The 18,591-nt window shown below is 73.7% G+C and carries 7 protein-coding genes; all 7 read right to left on the reverse strand.

What is annotated here, in order from left to right; translation table 11 throughout:
- Positions 1-7,240, reverse strand: a 7,240-nt coding sequence (locus ACFV6V_RS11330) for an amino acid adenylation domain-containing protein (RefSeq protein WP_385562427.1), incomplete at its 3' end; no start/stop codon positions are given.
- 48 nt (positions 7,241-7,288) lie between these two features.
- Positions 7,289-8,287: a TauD/TfdA family dioxygenase gene (locus tag ACFV6V_RS11335; RefSeq protein WP_385562636.1), complete on the reverse strand. Its 999-nt coding sequence runs from the start codon at positions 8,285-8,287 to the stop codon at positions 7,289-7,291.
- Positions 8,288-8,295: 8 nt separating this feature from the next.
- Positions 8,296-8,508 carry an MbtH family protein gene (locus ACFV6V_RS11340; RefSeq protein WP_361280659.1) on the reverse strand — a complete coding sequence of 71 codons (213 nt, stop codon included), beginning with the start codon at positions 8,506-8,508 and terminating at the stop codon, positions 8,296-8,298.
- A gap of 864 nt (positions 8,509-9,372) precedes the next feature.
- Positions 9,373-10,563 carry a cytochrome P450 gene (locus tag ACFV6V_RS11345; protein ID WP_385562430.1) on the reverse strand — a complete coding sequence of 397 codons (1,191 nt, stop codon included), beginning with the start codon at positions 10,561-10,563 and terminating at the stop codon, positions 9,373-9,375.
- Positions 10,563-11,390 (reverse strand): thioesterase II family protein, encoded by an 828-nt coding sequence (locus tag ACFV6V_RS11350; RefSeq protein WP_385562432.1) that lies wholly within the window; start codon positions 11,388-11,390, stop codon positions 10,563-10,565. The genes ACFV6V_RS11345 and ACFV6V_RS11350 overlap by 1 nt, the downstream gene beginning before the upstream one ends.
- Positions 11,387-13,234: a non-ribosomal peptide synthetase gene (locus tag ACFV6V_RS11355; RefSeq protein ID WP_385562434.1), complete on the reverse strand. Its 1,848-nt coding sequence runs from the start codon at positions 13,232-13,234 to the stop codon at positions 11,387-11,389. The genes ACFV6V_RS11350 and ACFV6V_RS11355 overlap by 4 nt, the downstream gene beginning before the upstream one ends.
- A gap of 750 nt (positions 13,235-13,984) precedes the next feature.
- On the reverse strand, positions 13,985-18,559 hold the full coding sequence (locus ACFV6V_RS11360; RefSeq protein WP_385562437.1) for an amino acid adenylation domain-containing protein: 4,575 nt from the start codon (positions 18,557-18,559) through the stop codon (positions 13,985-13,987).
- Positions 18,560-18,591 lie beyond the last annotated feature (32 nt).

An 18,591-nucleotide genomic window follows, 5' to 3' on the forward strand; every position in this document is an offset into this window, starting at 1 on the left:
GCAGCACCAGGGTGTTGACGAAGAAACCGACCAGGTCGTCCAGTGCCTCGTCCGAGCGTCCGGCGACCACCGAACCGATCGGCACGTCGGTACCGGCACCGAGCCGGGTGAGCAAAGCGGCCAGCCCGGCCTGAAGCGTCATGAACATCGTGACCCGGTGCTCGCGCGACAGCTCGACCAGCGCCCGATGCAGTTCGGCACCGATCGGCAGGGCGACCCGGTCGCCCCGATGGTCGGCGCGGGCACCGCGCGGCCGGTCGACGGGGAGCGTGAGTTCCTCCGGCAGGTCGGCCAAAGTAGCGCGCCAGTAGGCGAGTTGGCGGGAGACCAGACTCTCCTGGTCGTCCTCGTCGCCGAGCAGCTCGCGCTGCCAGAGCGCGTAGTCCGCGTACTGGACGGGCAGCGGCTGCCACTCGGGGGCCGCGCCGTCACACCGGGCGGCGTAGGCCGCGGCCAGGTCACGCAGCAACGGGCCCATCGACCAGCCGTCGCCGACGATGTGGTGCAGCGCGACGACCAGCACGTGCTCCTCGGGTGCGACCCGGAGGAGAGTGACCCGGACGGGCGGTTCGGTGGCCAGGTCGAAGGAGCGGCGGGCGGCCCGGTCGACCTCGGCGTCCACCGCTTCCGGAGCGCAGTCCAGCAGTTCGACCGGGAGCGCGGCGTCGGCAGGGGCGAGGACCAGCTGGTGGGGCTCGCCGTCGTGCTCGGCGATGACGGTGCGCAGGATCTCGTGCCGGGCGACCAGATCGCCGAGGGCGAGTTCGAGGGCGGCCAGATCAAGCGGCCCGGTCATACGCAGGGCGAGCGGCATGTTGTACAGCGCGCTCGGCCCCTCCATTCCGTCGATCAGCCAGAGCCGCTGCTGGGCGAAGGAGAGCGGAAGCCGTTCCGGGCGCTCACCGGCCGTCAGCGCGAGCCGGGCCCCGGCACCGTCCAGCCGCATCGCCAGGCCCGCCACCGTCGGCGCCTCGAAGACATCCCGCACCCCGATCTCGGTGCCGAGCACCGAACGGATTCGGCTGAGCAGTCTGGTGGCGAGGAGCGAGTGCCCACCAAGAGCGAAGAAGTCGTCATCGACCGAGACCGGTCCCGTCACACCGAGCACTTCCCCGAACAGGCCGCAGAGGATCTCCTCGCGCGCCGTACGGGCCGCCCGGCCGCCGGTGGTCGCCGCGAAGTCGGGCGCGGGCAGCGCGGCCCGGTCGAGCTTGCCGTTGACGTTGAGCGGCAGTGCTTCGAGCGTGGCGAAGGCCGCCGGGACCATGTAGTCCGGCAGAGCGGCGGCCGCGTGGGCGCGCAGCACGGCCGGGTCGAGCGGGGTGTGCGCCACGACGTAGGCGACCAGCCGGGTGCCTGCGGCGCCGTCCGTGCCGTCCGTGTATGGCAGCACCGCGGCCTGAACGACGTCGGGGTGGGCGGTCAGGACGGTCTCGATCTCGCCGGGTTCGATCCGGAAGCCGCGGATCTTGACCTGGTGGTCGGTGCGGCCCAGGTACTCGAGTCGGCCGTCCGGGCGGCGCCGGGCGAGGTCGCCGGTGCGGTACATCCGCTCCCCCGGCATGAACGGGTCGGCGACGAAACGCTCGGCCGTCAGCGCCGGACGGCCGAGGTAACCGCGGGCCAGGCCGACGCCGCTCAGGTACAGCTCGCCGGGGACCCCGGGCGGGACCGGCCGCATGCCGGGGTCCAGGACGTGCGCGCGGAGGTTGGGCAGCGGGCGGCCTATGAGCGGGCGCGGGTCGCCGGAGAGGCGGTGGTGAAGCGCGTCGACGGTGCACTCGGTGGGGCCGTACATGTTCAGCACGATGGTGTCGTCGGCGGCGGTGAGGGTGGTCCACAGATTCTGGCCGAGAGCCTCGCCGCCCACCATCATGAGGGCCGGCGGGCAGCGGTCGAGCAGGCCCTCCTCGACGAGCCGCTCGGCTTGGCCGGGTGTGACGTCGAGGACGTCGGTGCCGGTGCGCTCGGCGTAGCGGACGATCGCGGTGGCGTCGCGACGCAGGTCGTCGTCGAGCAGGTGGAGTTCGTGGCCCGCGACCATCCAGAGCAGGGCCTCGAGGGCCGTGTCAAAGGAGAGCGAAGCGGTCTGGGCGAACCTGAACCTCCGCCCCGGGTGGGCCTGTCGGGTGGCGGCGATGGATTCGTCACGGTGGAAGGCGAGCAGGTTGGCGAGGCCGCCGTGGCTCACCACCACGCCCTTGGGGCGGCCGGTGGAGCCGGAGGTGTAGATCACATAGGCGGCGTTCGACGGGGTGACGCGGACGGGCGGGGCGTCGGCCGACTGGTCGGCCCAGGCCCGCTCGTCGGCGTCCAGGACGGCGAGACCCTCCAGCGCCTCGGGCAACGGCCAGCCGGCGCTGGTGAGCACGGCCGCAGGCCGGGCATCGGCCAGCATGTGAGCGGTGCGCTCCAACGGGTACTCGGCATCCAGCGGCAGGAACGCCGCACCGGCCTTCAGCACAGCGAGCACGGCGACCAGCGAATCGGCGGAACGCGGTAGGGCGAGCGCGACCACGTTCTCCGGGCCGATGCCCGCGGCGAGCAGGCCGTGCGCGAGCCGGTTGGCACGGGCGTCCAGCCCGGCATAGTCCAGCCGGGTCTCCCCGAACACCAGGGCCGTGTCATCCGGGGTCGCGGCCACCTGGGCCGCGAAAACCACCGGGACGAGGACGTCGGTACCGGGCCGGGCGGTGTCGTGCCACTCGGCCAGCCCGGCCCGGCCGGCCACACCCAGTACGTCCAGCTCGGCGACCGGGCGGTGCGGGTCGTCGGCGGCCTCGGCGAGCAGACGCAGCAGGGCGTCCGCGAGGCGTTCCGCGGTTGCCCGGTCGAACAGGTCGGTGGCGAACTCCAGGCCCCCCTCAAGGCCGGCCGGGGTGGCGTCCGGGTGGTGACGCTCGGAGAGGTTGAGGGTGAGGTCGAAAGCCGTGGTGGGCAGGCCGAGCGGCTCATAGGCGGTGCGGGTGCCGGGGAACGCGGGGCCGCCGCCCGCGGTGTTGTCGAAGGCGATCATCACCTGGAAAAGCGGGTGCCGGGCCAGCGTGCGGGCCGGGTTGAGCTCCTCGACCAGCCGCTCGAACGGCACGTCCTGGTGCGCGTAGGCCGCCAGATCGGCCTCCCGGACCCGGGCCAGCAGCTCGGCGAAGGTGGGCCGACCGGTGAGATCGGTGCGCAGCACCAGGGTGCTGGCGAAGAAGCCCACCAGCTCGTCGAGGGCCGGGTCGAGGCGGCCGGCCAGGGGGGTGCCGATCGGCAGGTCGTCGCCGGCGCCGAAGCGGTGCAGCAGGGTGGCGTAGGCGGCCTGGAGCACCATGAAGAGGGTGACGCCGTGGCCGGCGGCCAGCTCGGCGAGCCGCGCGTGCAGGTCCGCGTCCAGCGCCAGCGGGACGACATCGCCCCGGTGGCTCGCGACGGCCGGGCGGGGGCGGTCCAGCGGGAGCGGCAGCTCGTCCGGCAGGCCCGCCAGCGCCTGCCTCCAGTGGTCGAGTTGGCGGGAGATCTGTGACTGCGGGTCGGTTTCCGCACCGAGCAGCCGGTGCTGCCAGAGGGTGTAGTCGGCGTACTGGACCGGCAGTGCCTCCCATTCGGGTGTCGAGCCATCACGGTGGGCCGCGTAGGCATCGGCGAGGTCGCGGAAGAGCGGCCGCAGCGACCAGCCGTCGCTGGCGATGTGGTGCATCACCAGGAGCAGCACGTGCTCGTCGGGCGACTCGGGGCGGAGATACGCGTGGACCGGTACGTCGACGGCCAGGTCGAAGGTGTGGCCGACCAGCTCCTGCACCGGGCGGTCCGTGACGGTGAGCAGCGGGGCGGGGGGCGCGGGCAGTATCCGCTGGTACGGGACGCCGTCGTACTCGCCGAACACCGTACGCAACGTCTCGTGGCGGGCGACGACGTCGCCGAGGGCGCGTTCCAGGGCATCCGCGTCCAGTGGTCCGGTGAGCCGGAGGGCGAGCGTGACGTTGTAGGTGGCGGCGGGGCCCTCGGCCTGGCCGAGGAACCACAGCCGGCGCTGAGCGAAGGAGACCGGCAGGCGCTCGGGCCGGGTTTCAGGGCGGAGGACGGGCCGGCCCGGGTCCGTGGCGAGCCTGGCGGCGAGGGCGGCGACGGTCGGGGCCTGGAAGAGGTCGCCGATGGCGAGTTCGGCGCCGAGTTCGGTGCGCGCCCGGCCGACCAGGCGGGTGGCCAGCAGGGAGTGGCCGCCGAGTTCGAAGAAGTCGTCGTCGATGGTGATGTCGTCGATGCCGAGGATCTCGCCGAAGAGGGTGCACAGGGTGCGTTCCCGCTCGTCGCGCGGACCACGGCCGGCGGTGTCCGCGCCCAGCTCGGGGGCGGGCAGCGCACGCCGGTCGACCTTGCCGTTGGCGTTGAGCGGCAGGGCGGGCAGTACGACCACGGCCGAGGGGACCATATAGCCGGGGAGGGTCGTGGCGGCGAACTGCTTGAGGTCGGCGCCGAGTGCGGAGTTCCCATCGAGGGCGGAGCCGAGCACCGAGCAGTATCCGACCAGCCGGGTGTCGCCGGGGCGGTCCTCGCGGGGGATCACGATGACCTGGCGGACGGCCGGGTGGCGGGACAGCACGGCCTCGATCTCGCCCAGCTCGATCCGGAAGCCGCGCAGCTTGACCTGGCCGTCGACGCGGCCGAGGAACTCGATCGCGCCGTCGGTCCGGCGGCGGACCAGGTCGCCGGTGCGGTACATCCGCTCCCCCGGTGTGAACGGGTCGGCGACGAAACGCTCGGCCGTCAGCGCCGGACGGCCGAGGTAACCGCGGGCCAGGCCGGCGCCCGCCACGTACAGCTCACCGGGTACGCCGGGCGGGGCGGGCTGCAGTCGGGCGTCGAGGACGTGGGCGCGCATGTTGTCGAGCGGGGCGCCGATCGGCGGCCGGGAGCCTGCCAGGTCGGCGGGGACGAGGTGGTGGTGGGTGGCGAAGGTGGTGGCCTCGGTCGGCCCGTAGACGTGGGCGAGCAGCAGGTCGGGGCAGCGGTCGAGGACGCGCTGCATCAGGGTGCCGGAGGCGGCCTCGCCGCCGGTGCAGACGGTCCGCAGGGCGCGGAAGGTCTCCGGGGCCTGCTCGGCGACCAGGTCGAAGAGCGCCTTGGTGAGGAAGACGGCGGTGACGCCGTGCCGGGTGGTGACGGCATGCAGGGAGGCGGCGTCCAGGTTGCCGGGCGGGGCGACGACCACGGTGCCGCCGGACAGCAGAGGTGTCCACAACTCGTAGGTGGCGGCGTCGAAGGCGTGCGGGGAGTGGAGCAGGATCCGCCGGTGTCGGCCGTCCTGCCAGCGGCGGTCGGCGGCGAGGTCGACCACGTCGCGGTGGCGGACCGCCACGCCCTTGGGGGTGCCGGTGGAGCCGGAGGTGAACATCACGTAGGCGAGCTGGTCGGGGTGGACCGGGATGGCCGGGTCGTGCGCCGGGGCGGCCGCCTCGTCGCCGGGTCGGACCACGACGGCGGTGTGCGGGAATCCCGGGTCGGTGCGGTCGGTGAGCAGGACCGGGGCGGCGGTGTCGGCGAGCAGCGCGGCCATCCGCTCCGGTGGCAGGCTCGCGTGCATCGGGACGTAGCAGCCGCCGGCCTTGAGCACGGCCAGGGTGGCGACGATCAGGTCGACCGAGCGCTCCATCAGCAGGGCGACCGGGGACTCCGGGCCGACACCGCAGGCGATCAGATGGTTCGCCAGCCGGTTGGCGCGGGTGTTGAGCTCGGCGTATCCGACGGTGCCGCCGTCATGGGCGAGCGCGACCGCGTCCGGGGTACGACCGGCCTGGGCCTCGAACAGCTCCGGCAGCGAGCCGCACGGGACGGGCGCGGCGGTGGCGTTCCACTCGTCCGACAGGCGGCCGCGCTCCTCGGGGGCGAGGATGTCGAGGGTGCCGATCGGCGCCTCGGGGCTGTCGGCCGCGGCGGCCAGCAACCGGCCCAGGCGCTCGAACAGGGTGGTGACGGTGGCGCGGTCGTAGAGGTCGGCCGCGTACTCGACCGATCCGGTGAGGCCGGCGGGGGCGCCGTCGGGAGTGTGCCGCTCGGTGATGCCGATGTTGAGGTCGAACTTGGCGACGCGCAGGCCGAGGGGTTCGGGCGCCGGCTCCAGTCCCGGGAGGGCGAGTTCACCCTCCTCGTGGTTCTGCAGTACGAGCAGGGTCTGGAACAGGGGGTGGCGGCTGAGGGAGCGGACCGGGTTGACCTCCTCGACCAGCCGCTCGAACGGCACGTCCTGGTGAGCGAAGGCATCGAGCTGGGATTCCCGGACCCGGCCGAGGAGCTCGGTGAAGGACGGGTCTCCTGAGGTGTCGGTGCGCAGCACCAGGGTGTTGACGAAGAAGCCGACCAGGTCGTTCAGCGCCTCGTCGGATCGGCCGGCCACGCCGGTGCCGAGCGGGATGTCGGTGCCGGCGCCGAGCCGGGTGAACAGCGCGGCGAGTCCGGCCTGGAGGACGGAGAACAGGGTGGCGCGGTGTCCGCGGGCCAGATCGGCCAGCGCGGCGTGCAGTTCGGGGCCGTAACCGAACGACACGGCGTCGGCGGTCCCGGTCGGGACGGGTGGACGGGGGCGGTCCACCGGCAGCTCCAGCTCCTCCGGAAGACCGGACAGCACTCCTCTCCAGTAGTTCAGTTGACGGGTCATCAGGCTGTCGGGGTCGGTCTCGTCGCCGAGCAGCTCGCGCTGCCAGAGCGCGTAGTCCGCGTACTGCACCGGCAGCGGCTCCCATGGGGGGGCGGAACCGTCGAGGCGGGCGGCATAGGCGGCGGCGAGGTCGCGCAGCAGCGGGCCGAGCGACCAGCCGTCGCCCGCGATGTGATGGAGCACGACGAGCAGCACGTGCTCGGTGGACGGATCGCCAAAGGGCGAGGTGGGCGGTGTGGGCAAGGTGGGGTTGAGCGAGAAGACCGTGACCCGGATGGGCAGTTCGGCGCTCAGATCGAAGGTGCGGGCGGCGGCCCGGTCCCGTAGTGCGGGGTATTCGTCCGGCGAGCAGTCCACCGTCTCGAAGGCGATCTCCGCCTCCGCCGACGGCAGGATCCGCTGCACCGGGACTCCCCCGGCCACCGGGAACACCGTGCGCAGGGCCTCGTGCCGGGCGACCACGTCCGCCGTGGCGGCGCGCAGCGCGGCGATGTCGAGCACACCGCGCAGGCGAACCGCGAACGGCAGGTTGTAGAGCGCGGTCGGCCCTTCGATCTGGTCGACAAGCCAGAGACGCTGTTGTGCGTACGAAACCGGGATCACGGTGCTTCCTCTGCTCACGTCACGGCGTGGATGGTGTTGGGGGGTTGCCTAGGCCGCGACCGCGGTGGTGGGGCGCACCGTGGGCCGGCAGTCCAGGAGGTCTACGGGGCGGCCCATCGCGACGGCGATCCTCCGGTCGCCGCGGAACGGGTCGCGGCCGTGCGCGCAGAGCACGTTGTCGACCAGCATCACGTCCCCGACCTGCCAGGGCTCGCGGACGGTGGCGGCGTCATAAGCCGCGTTGAGGGCGTCCACGTCCTCCTTGGAGAGCGGATCGCCGTCGCCGAAGCCGGTGTTGAACGGCAGGCCGTCCGGGCCGAACTCGTCGACCATCGCCTCCCGGATGTCCGGGTCCAGCGACCACTCGTTCCAGAAGGCCAGGTGGTTGAACCAGACCTCCTCCCCGGTACCCGGATGGTGGACGGTTGCCGAACGCAGTTGGCTGGTACGCAGGTTGCCGTCCGGCTGCCACTCCCACGCGATGCCGTTCTCCCGGCAGTACCGCTCGACGTCGGCACGCTCCTCGGTGCCGAAGGCGGTGCGCCAGCCGAGCGAGATGTAGTCCGAGTAGGTGCGGGTGAGCGTCCAGCCCGAGGACCGGCCCCGCTCCGCAAGGTGGTCGGGGAGTCCGGCGAGGACCTTGCGGACATCGGCGGTCGGGGTGGCACCCCCCGTTTCGGGGGCGGTCAGGCAGGCGAAGAGCAACCGACCGGGGAAGGTCAGCGTGTAGCTGTTCTCGTTGTGCATCCGGATCGACTGGTCGGGCGGCAGGTCGGTGGACGAGAAGACGCCGTTGCCGAAGTCGCTGCGCGGAGTGGCCTTCTCCCGGTACGGGGTGGGCTCGGGGATCAGCACATCACGTACGGCGGCGACGTCGGCGCTCTGCGCCACCGGCAGTCCGCGCAGGAAGATCGTGCCGTGCTCGTGCAGTGCGGCGGTCAGCGCGGCCTCGTTCGCCCGCAGCCACTCGCAGGCCTCGGCGAGGCCTGCGGTGGCCGGGACGTGGGCGAGGGCCGGGCGGCCGGGGTTCAGTTCCCAGTTCGGCATGGCGGCGCTCACCGCTGGTCGAGGGTGGCGAGCAGGCTCGCCGGGCGGATGTCGGTCCAGTTGGCCTCGATCCAGTCGAGGCACTCCTGGCGGGTGGCCTCGCCGTGGACGGTGGTCCAGCCGGCCGGCACGTCGATCCAGACCGGCCAGAGCGAGTGCTGGTTCTCGTCGTTGACCAGGACCAGGTAGCCGGAGTTGTCGTCCTCGAACGGGTTGCTCATGGTGGTCTCCGTAGGTGAGAGATGCTCTGGGGTGCGATTCGAAATTAGGGGCGCCGGCCCGGCGTGAGCGGCACAAGATGCGGCAGGTGAGAGGCAGTTAGGAACCTGCCGGGGTGGCAGCGGGCTGCCACCTGGTGCTCTGGCCGGGAGGATTCACCGGGTGGGGCGGTCATGCCCCTGCGGAGGCGGCTGCGAGGTGGCGGGGGCAGCAGAGGTCGGCACTCCGAGGTGGGGAGTGGGGACGTGCGCAGCGCGGGCTCGCGACCGCTCGGCCCGCAGCGCCGGCTCCAACGCCGTCAGCGCCCTGTCCGGTTCCCCGGTCAGGGCGCTGACGCCGAGCCTCGTCCACGTTCACGTCCAGGTCGTCCGTGCCGGCGTCGGCGAAGCCGGGGTCGTCCGAGATGGCCTGGTGCGTCCCGGTCGCCCAAGGCGCCGACGGCGGCAGTCGGGCCGGGCGGTACGCGGTGGCTCTGGTCCGTACGGCGCGGCGGCGCCGTCCACGGCGTGCGCTTCCGCGTGCCCTCGGGAGTCACAACGACTTGCGCGACGGACGTGGCGGCAGTCTCGACGGCCTGGACTGCCACCCATGACACCACCTCTCAAGCGGTGCGGGGAAGCGGTCGACCACGCGGTCTGTCCAGCTGCCGAGCGCTTCGAGCGTCATCCTCCGATCGCCGTGGCCCGGTCGCTGTGGCAGCCGTTCTGACGGCGCGGGCGGGGTGCCGGTGCCCGGTGGCGGTTCCTGCTGCCGGCTGGGCGGAGTCTGACAATCCGGGCTGCCCGGCCCCCTCCGGCGTGGGGTCTTACCCGCCGGGATGCCGTCGCCCAATGGGCCGTTGCCGTGTCCTCAGGTGAGCGGGTGGGTCATCGCGGAGTGAGGCGGACGGGGAAGTGGTCCAGGCCGAAGTTGATGATCGAGCGGTTGTACTGGACGGGCCCCGTCGGCTCGATGAGGGCCGCCTTCTCGAGTGCGGCCGCGTACAGCGCGCTCAGCTCCGCCTTGGCTAGCGGGGCACCGATGCAGTAATGGGCGCCCAGACCGAGCGCGAGGTGCTTGTTGGGCGAGCGGTCGAGCCGGATCTCCTCGGGCTGGTCGAAGGCCTCCGGATCACGGTCGGCTGACCACACCCAGACCGCGACCCGGTCGCCTCGGCGGATCTGCCGTCCGCCCAGCTCGATGTCCCGGGTGGCGGTGCGCAGGGTGTGGAGGCCCACGGAAGTCCAGCGCAGCAGCTCGTCGACGGCGGAGTCCATGGACACCTCGCCCTGCTGCAACTTGCGCCAGAGGTCCGGACGTTGGACCAGGGTGTGCAATCCCATGGCGGCCGTGTGGCGGACGGTCTGGACGCCGCCCACCACGATGTTGTCCAGGTTGAGCACCACGTCCTCGACGGGCAGCAGTCGCCCGCCGACCTTGTACGTGGCCATCATGGAGATCAAGTCGTCGCGCGGATCGGAGCGGCGCAGCATCACCTGATGCAGCAGATAGGGGATCAACTGCTGGTGTCCGGCTCGCCGTTCCTCCGGTGTGCGGCCGAGGAAGGCCACGTCGCAGACCCGGACCATCATGTCGCGGTCCTTCTCGGGGACGTCCAGCAGGTCGCACATGACCGCGAGCGGCAGTGCGGAGACCACGTCGACGAGGTCCACCTCGCCCTGTTCGACCGCCCGGTCGAAGAGCTCGCCGGCCCGTTCGGCGATCGAGCGGGCGGCGCCGCGTACCCCGCCCTTGGAGAAGAACGGGTTCGCAGGGGCCCGCAGTTCGCGGTGGCGGGGCGGGTCGGTGAGAGCCATCATCCGGCCGGATCCGACCGGCACCTTGCCCTCCCCCGAGCCGAGCAGCGAGCCGGACTCCGAGCTGAACACGGCCGCGTTGCGCAGCACGTCCGCCGACTCCCGGTAGGTGAGGACCGACCAGACGGGGCCGTCGTCGACGGTGTCGGTGAGGTGCACGGGGGCCTCGCGGCGCAGTTCGGCGACCAGCTCCGGGGTGTCGGGCCGGGCCCAGAGGCCGGGGTCGGTGAGGTCGACGGCTGTCGTGGTGATGGTCGGCATCACAGCTCCCTGAGTGCGGTGGGTGACGGGGCGGATGCGTGACGGTCCGCCAGTAGAGAGGCCAGGAGGTCGACCGGGCCGGGCCGGTCGACGGTGGCGAGCAGGTGCCCGCCGGGGACGACGCGGTGGGTGAAGGTGCCGCGGGTGTGGGCGGCCCACCCGGTGAGGCCGGTGGTGGCGAGCATCGGGTCGTCCGCCCCGGCCAGTGCGTGGAGCGCGGAACCGATCGGGGCGTGCGGACGGTGGCGGTAGGTGGCGCTGACGGCAAGGTCGGTGCGGATGGCGCCGAGAGCCAGCTCGACCAGGTCCGGATCCGCCCGGACCAGCTCCTCCAGCCCGGTGAGTCTGAGGAGTTCGGTCGCGTCCAGGTCCCTGGTCTCGCGCTCGGCCCATTCGGCAGGCGACGGCGCGCCCACCGTCACCACCAACTCGGGACGGCGGTCGGCGGGCAGTGCCCGGGCGACCTCGTACGCGAGCAGAGCGCCGAAGCTCTGTCCGTAGAAGCCGAACCGGCCGCCGTCTCCGCCGGTCAGGTGCGGGGTCAGCGCCTCGGCGACGGCCGCCACCAGGGCGTCGAAGTCCGGCGGCATCGGGTGGCGGCTGCGGCCGCCACGGGCCGGCGGGCGCAGTGACCAGACCTCGGCGACGGGGGCCAGGGCGCGGGCCAGCGGGGTGTAGGCCGTGGCGTCGCCGCCGGCGTGCGGGAAGCAGAACAGCCGGACAGGGCGGTGGGGTTGGGGCGCGGGGACCAGCAGCCAGTCGCCCTCGGCCCGGGGGCGGGCCGCTCTCGCGGCGGGACTGCGGGGCGTGGTGGTCAGGGTTGTCATCGGACGGCCTCACGACGGGCGGTGAGGCTGGGGCGGGCGGCTGCGGGCCCGGCCTCGGCTGCGCGTCGGACGGCGGCGGTGAAGCCCGCCAGGTCGGCGGCGTCCAGCAGGTGGCGGAGCTGGAGCTCGACGTTGAGCTTGCGGCGCAGCAGGTGGACGACGCGCAGGGCGGCGAGTGAATGGCCGCCGAGGGTGAGGAAGTCGTCGGTCGGCTCGACGGTGGGGACACCGAGCACCGTGCGCCAGACCTCGGCGACCTGCTCCTCCACTCCCCCTGCCGCGTGCGCCTCGCCGGCCGACTCGGGCCCGGCGGCGTCCCCCGCCGGGGCGGGCAGGGCCTCGTGATCGACCTTGCCGTTCGGGGTGAGTGGCAGGGCGCCCAGCACGGTCACGGTGGACGGCACCAGGTGGGCAGGCAGGGTGCGGCGCAGCTCGGCCAGCAGGTCGGTGGGGCGGACGGCCGCGCCGGTGACATACCCGGCCAGCCGGTGGTCCCCGGGCGCGGCCTCGTGCATGATGACCGCGGCGGCGCTCACTCCGGAGACGGCGCCCAACGCGTGCTCGACCTCACCCAGCTCGATCCGGAAACCGCGCAGCTTGACCTGGCGGTCCACCCGGCCGACGTACTCCAGGAGGCCTTCGGCGGAGCGGCGGGCCTGGTCGCCGGTGCGGTACATCCGGGCGCCCGGTTGCGTCGCGAACGGGTCCGCGACGAACCGGCCGGCGGTCAGCCCCGGGTGGCCCGGGTAGCCGTGCGCCAGGCCCGGCCCGGCCAGATACAGCTCGCCGACCGCTCTGGCGTCCGTCACAGGGGCGAGCCGGCCGTCCAGCAGGTAGGCGCGGACGCCGGGCAGCGGCTCGCCCAGGTGCGGTCCGGGGCCGGTGACCGGTGCGGTGATCGCGTCGACGGTGCACTCGGTGGGCCCGTACAGGTTGAGCGCGTCGATGCCGCCGTCGGCCAGTTCGCGCCAGGTCCCGGCAGGCACGGGCTCACCGCCCATGAACAGCCGCGGGACGCGGGCGCCGGCCAGCCGCTCGCGGAGCAGCTGCCAGTGCGAGGGGGTCAGGTCGAGGTCGGTGACGCCGTGTTCGGCGAGCAGCTGCGCGAGGCGCGCCGGTTCGGCTCGGCAGGCGTCGTCGATCACCACCAGGGTGTCTCCCCGGCAGATGCGGATCCACTGCTGGACGGAGGCGTCGAAGGAGACACTGGCGTTCCAGGCGACGACCCCGGGCTCCGGGCGGTAGGCGCCGCTGCGCTCCAGGGCGGCGGCGAGGTCGGCGACGGCGCCGTGCGGGACCTCCACGCCCTTGGGGCGGCCGGTGGAGCCGGAGGTGTAGATGACGTAGGCGGAGTCGAGCGGGTGCGGGGTGACCTCGGTCGCCGGGTCGTCGGTGTCGGAGTCGGCCGGGGCGAGGGCGTCCGGGCGGAGCACCGGTACGCCGGCCGGGACGGGCGGCGCGGTGTCGGTGCTGACCACGGCCGCGAGGCGGGCGTCAGCGGCCATGAAGGCGATCCGCTCGGCCGGGTAAGCCGGATCGAGCGGGACGTACGCGGCGCCGGACCGCCAGGCGGCGAGCAGTGCGACCGGCAGGTCGGCGGTGCGGGCGAGGTGGATGCCGACCCGGTCGCCGCGCCGGACGCCGTGCGCCCGAAGGGCGCGGGCGAGGGCGGCGGTGCGGCGGTCGAGGGCGGCGAAGTCGAGGCTGCCGTCGACGGCGTGCACGGCGGACCGCCCGGGGTGGGCGGCGACGGCGGTGCGCAGACGGGACAGCAGGTCGGCAGCGGGGGCCGGGTTGTGGCCGAGTGCGGCGGCAGTGAGGGACGGTTCGGCGAAGGTGGTCATGCGAGGGCGCTCCTCGGTGGTCGATGAGATGGGTGGATCACGATGTAGGGGTGCCGCGTCGGGGCGGCGGGCGGAACCGTCCCGGCCCACCGCCCGGACGCGGCCCACGGCGCGCGTCGGGTGAGGGTGTCGGGCGGGCAGAACGGGCGGGCGGGGCGTGACCGGCGGTACTGAGCGGCAGTGCTGGTCCGGGGCCGCATCCGGCACCGGCCGTACGTGGCCGGCAGCTGTCCGGCGCAGAGGGCGGGGAGCCATGCCCGGCAGCGCGACGCTGCCGACGCGGCACCGGTCCGACCGTGCGGGCCTGCCCGTTCGTCGTCGACCTCGCGCGGCCGCCCGCGCTGGTCCTGCCCTGCGTGGCCGGGACACGTGCCCGGCCGACTGCTGACGACGCGCCACCGGCGTCGCACGACCGCGTGCCGGCCCGGCCCGACGCGGCAGCGGCAGCGGCAGCGGCAGCGGCAGCGGCAGCGGCAGCACGCGACCAGCGGCGCTGGTCCGGCCGCGCCGGCCCCGTCCGACGTGGCGCGGACCGTACGTGGCCGGCAGCGGTCGGGCCGCTGGACGGCTGGCGGTATGTGACCCGCCGCGCGACGCTGCCGACGCGGCACCGGCAACCCGTGACCGGCGGTACCGGTCCGGCCGCAGGTGACCGACAGCGCGGTCCGGCCGTACGCGGCACCGGACGTGCCTGCCCTGCCGTACGCGCACCGGCAGCATGAGGCCCGGAGCCACGCGCCAGGTGGCGCGTCAGAGCTCGGCGGCCAGTCGCGCCAGCGCCTCCGCGTAGGCGTCGATGAACTCCTCCGCCGTGGCGTCGTCCACCACCGCGCGCTGATGGTCGACGGCGAGCAGCACACGGTGCGAGACCGGGTCCTGGATCAGCGAGGCGCCGAAGGCGAAGCTGTTGGGCTCGTGCCGCAGGGTGGGCTCGCAGCCGATCCGGCTGTCCTCGATCCGGGCCGCGCTGAGCCGGCCCAGCGCGTGGAACCGCAGGTAGCCGAACTGACTGTCGAGCGCGGTGTCGGCCATCATCCGGGCCAACCGGGCGAACGGCACCCGGCGGTGCGGCATCATGTCCAGCTCCTCCCGGTGCACGTGCCGCACCAGGGCGGCCAGGTCCTCGTCCGGCTCGGCGACCAGCGGGACGGTGTTGAGGAACAGTCCGTACACCTCGGTACCGCCCAGCCGTTCCAGTCGGCCGTTCATCGCCAGCCCGGTGGTGACCCTGCGGCGGCCGGTGATCCGGGCGAGGGCGTGCAGATGGGCGGCGAGCGCGACCGACTTGACCGGGACGGCGAGCGCGTCGGCGACCGCGCGCAGCTGCCCGGGGGCGTCGGGGAGCACGCGTTCCACCGTGCGTGGCAGCTCGTGGGCGTCCTCGCTGCCGGGCCAGAGCTGGCCGGTGGCGCCGTCGAGCCGCCGGTGCCAGTACGCCAGGGACTCCTGGTCGGCGGCGGCCTCGCGTTCCACGGCGACGAAGTCCCGGAAGGCGGTGCGCGGCGGCGGGACGGGCGCGGAGGCCGGATCGGCGGCGAGCGCGGTGTGCCGTTCGAGGATCTCGGTGAGCAGCGAGGTGAAGCTCCAGCCGTCGAGGATGGCGTGGTGCTCGGAGATGGTGAGCTGGAAGGCGTCGCCGGCGAGCCGCTGGACCGTGATCCGGAAGAGCGGCGGTTCGGCGAGGTCGAAGGGCCGGTCCCGATGGTCGTCGAAGACCCCGCGTATCTGCTCGTCCTGCTGTTCCTCCGTCGCCTCGCGCAGGTCCGCGAACTCGACGGGGACGGGCAGCGTGCCGTGCACCAGCTGGAGGGGTTCGCCGTAGCCGGAGAGGTCGAGGCCGGTGCGCAGAACGGCGTGCCGGGCCATCGCCTCGTCGACCGAGCGGCGCAGCGCGGTCTCGTCCAGGGCGCCGGTGATCCGGTAGGAGTTGACGTTGTGGTAGCTGTCGGTGCCGCCGGCGACCTCCATGTGGAAGACCATGGAGAGCTGCATCGAGACCATCGGGTAGGCGTCGACGATCCCGGGCGGCAGCTCGGCCCGGTCCTCGTCGGCGATCAGCGCGAACGGCCGGTCCGCGGCGGGGTCGGCGGCCACCGGGCGGGCCAGCGGCAGCAGTTCGGCGACGGTCGGCGCGTTGAAGACGTCCCGCAGGGTGACCTGCCAGCCGCGGTCGTGCAGGGCTCCGGCCAGTTGGACGGCGCGGATCGAGTCCCCGCCGAGGTGGAAGAAGTCGTCGTGGACGCCGATCCCGCCGACCCCGAGCACCTCGGTCCAAACCCCGGCGAACAACTCCTCTTCCGGCGTGCGCGGCTCGACGTGCCGGCCGGCCGGAGCAGGCGCGGCCCGGTCGGGCGCGGGCAGCCCGGCCCGGTCGACCTTGCCGTTGACGGTGAGCGGCAGCGCGTCCAGCACGGTGGTGCTCGCCGGGATCATGTACTCGGGCAGCGAGCGGCCGAGGAAGTCGCGCAGGTCCCGGGGCCCGTCCGATGAGCACCCGGTGACATACGCGGCGAGCCGGTCGTCGTGCACGGTGACCACGCAGGCGTCCACCTCGGGGTGAGCGGCGACGGCGTTCTCGATCTCGCCGAGCTCGATCCGGAAGCCGCGCAGCTTCACCTGGAAGTCCGCCCGGCCGACGTACTCGAGCCCGCCCTCCGGCAGCCGCCTCGCGAGGTCACCGGTCCGGTAGAGCCGGGCGCCGGGCGGTCCGTACGGGTCGGCGACGAAGCGGCCGGAGGTGAGGCCTGGGCGGCCCCAGTAGCCGTGCGCCAGGCTGCCGCCGCCGATGTACAGCTCGCCGGGGACACCGGGCGGGCAGGGGCGCATCCAGTCGTCCAGGACGAGCGCGGTGAGGTGCGGCATGGGCTCGCCGATCAGGCTTCGCTCGAAGCCCGCGCCGCCCTCGGCGACGTCGTGGGTGGTGACGTGGACGGTGGTCTCGGTGATGCCGTAGAGGTTGCAGAGTCGGGCGGGCGGCAGCGGGTCGAGGTCGTGCCAGCGCTGGACCACGCCCGGGTCGAGCGCCTCGCCCCCGAGCATGATCCACCGCAGCGCGGGCAGGGCCCGGGGGTGGCTGCGCAGCGCCGGCTCGAGCTGACGCAGCGCCGAGGGCGTGAGGCAGAGATGGGTGACCCGTTCCTCGTCGAGCAGACCGGCGAACTCCTCGGGCGAGCGGCTGGTGAGGTGGGGGACGACGACCAGGCGGGCGCCGTGCAGCAGAGCGCCCCAGAGCTCCCAGACCGTCCAGTCGAAGGCGTAGCTGTGGAACAGCGTCCAGACCGTGTCCGGGCCGAAGCCGAAGTGGTCCCGGCCGGAGTCGAGGAGGCGGCTGACGTGCTCGTGAGCGACGGCGACACCCTTGGGACGGCCAGTGGAACCGGAGGTGAAGATGAGGTAGGCGATGTCGCCGGGGCGGCCGGCGGGGGAGGTCCGGACCGCCGGGTGGTCGGCGATCTCCTCGGCTCGGGCGGCGAGGTCGAGGGTCGACCAGGGGCCGTCGGGGGCGCGGTCGGGCCGGTCGGTGATGACCAGGGTGACGGCGGTGTCCCCGAAGACCAGCGCCGCCCGGTCGGCCGGGGCGGCGAGGTCGACCGGCACGTAGGCGGCGCCGGTCTTCAGCACGGCCAGGATCGCGACCGGTACGGCGGCGGTGCGTTCCAGCAGCAGGCCGACCCGGTCGCCGGGGCGCACTCCGCGGGCGAGCAGGGCGTGAGCAAGCCGGTTGGCACGGCGGTCGAGTTCGGCGTAGCTGAGGGTGCCGTCCTGGTCGCTGACGGCGGGCCGGTCGCCGTACGCGTCGGCGGCGCGCTCGAAGAGGTGGTGCAGGCAGTGGCCCGGGCCGAGCCGGGCAGGGCGGTGCGGCCGCCCGGCGGAGGTGAGCCGGAGCACGGTGGCGTCGGGGTCGGCGAGGGCGGCGTCCAGCAGGCCGGCGTAGTCGGCGGCGAGCCGGCGCACGGTGTCGGCGTCGAAGAGGTCGCTGCTGTACTCGGCTTCACCGCGCAGGTCGCCGCCGCCGGTGTCCTCGAAGACGGACCAGGTGAGGTCGAACTTGCTGGTGCCGTTGGAGCGGACGGTGCGCTCGGCGGTGGCGGCACCGAGCGCGAACGGCGCCCGGTCCTCGGCGTGGGCTCCGAACACCACCTGGACCAGGGGCGGGTGCTGCGGGGTGCGGGTGGCCCCGAGCATGTCGACCAACTGGTCGAAGGGGACATCGAGGTAGCTGAGGGCGTCGAAGGCGCCGTCCTGGACGTCCGAGAGCAACCCGCGGAAGGTGGCGTCGGGTGCCAGCCGGACGCGCATCGGCAGCAGGTTGACGAAGTAGCCGATCAGATCGCCGAGTTCGGGACGGTTGCGGGTGGTGACCGGGGTGCCGACGAGCAGGTCGTCGGCACCGGTCCAGCGGCCCATCAGCAGGGCGAATGCGGCGAGCTGAACGGTGAACGGGGTGACGCCCTCCTGTTCGGCGAGCGCCCGCACCCGGGCCGCGGTGCCGGGTGCGAGGTCGAACGGCTCGGTGGCGCCGAGCTGACTGCCCTCGGCGGGCCGCGGCCGGTCGCCGGGCAGCTCCAGCAGGGTGGGGGCACCGTCGAGACTCTGCTTCCAGTGGGCGAGGTGCTCCTCGTAGGAGGCGTACTGCTCCTCCTCCGCCCAGTCGGCGTACTGGGCGGCGAGCGCCGGCAGTACGGGTACCCGTTCCTCGCTCAACGCCGCGTAGAACTCGGCGAGTTCTCGGTCGAAGAGTTCGGCCGACCAGCCGTCCCAGACGATGTGGTGGACCACGAACAGGAGCATGGTGCGGTCGTCGGCGAGCCGGAACGCCTCGGCGCGCAGCAGGGGGCCCGCGGTCAGATCGAACGGCTCGGAGGCTCGCTCGGCCATCAACTGCGCGGCACGGTCGCCACGTTGGTGTTCGGGCAGCTCGCGGAGGTCGGTGACGGCGAGTGGCATGGCGAGGGTGCGGTGGACGCACTGGCGCGGGCCGTCGGGATGCAGGGCGAAGGTGGTGCGCAGCGCCTCGTGCCGGGCGGCCACGCCGTCCAGCGCCCGCTGGAGCACGGCGAGGTCGAGCGGGCCGGTGACGTCGTACGTCCAGGGGGTGGTGTAGGTGGCGGCCTGCGGGTTCCACCGGTCGAGGAACCAGAGGCCGCGCTGGAGGCCCGAGACCGGCGCGGTGCGGACCAGGTCGGCATCGGTGGCCGGCACGGCTGCCCGGGCAGCCGTTTCGGTGGCGGGCAGGACCGCGGACGGTGAAGTCGGCGGTACGGCGGGCAGGTCGGCGGACGGGAAGGTCGGCCGCGCGGCGGGCAGGTCGGCAGACGGGCTCACGGCCTCGTTCCCTTCGGTCGGGCGGGTGGGCT

It is taken from the genome of Streptomyces sp. NPDC059828, from assembly GCF_042731955.1.
Classification (GTDB): domain Bacteria; phylum Actinomycetota; class Actinomycetes; order Streptomycetales; family Streptomycetaceae; genus Streptomyces.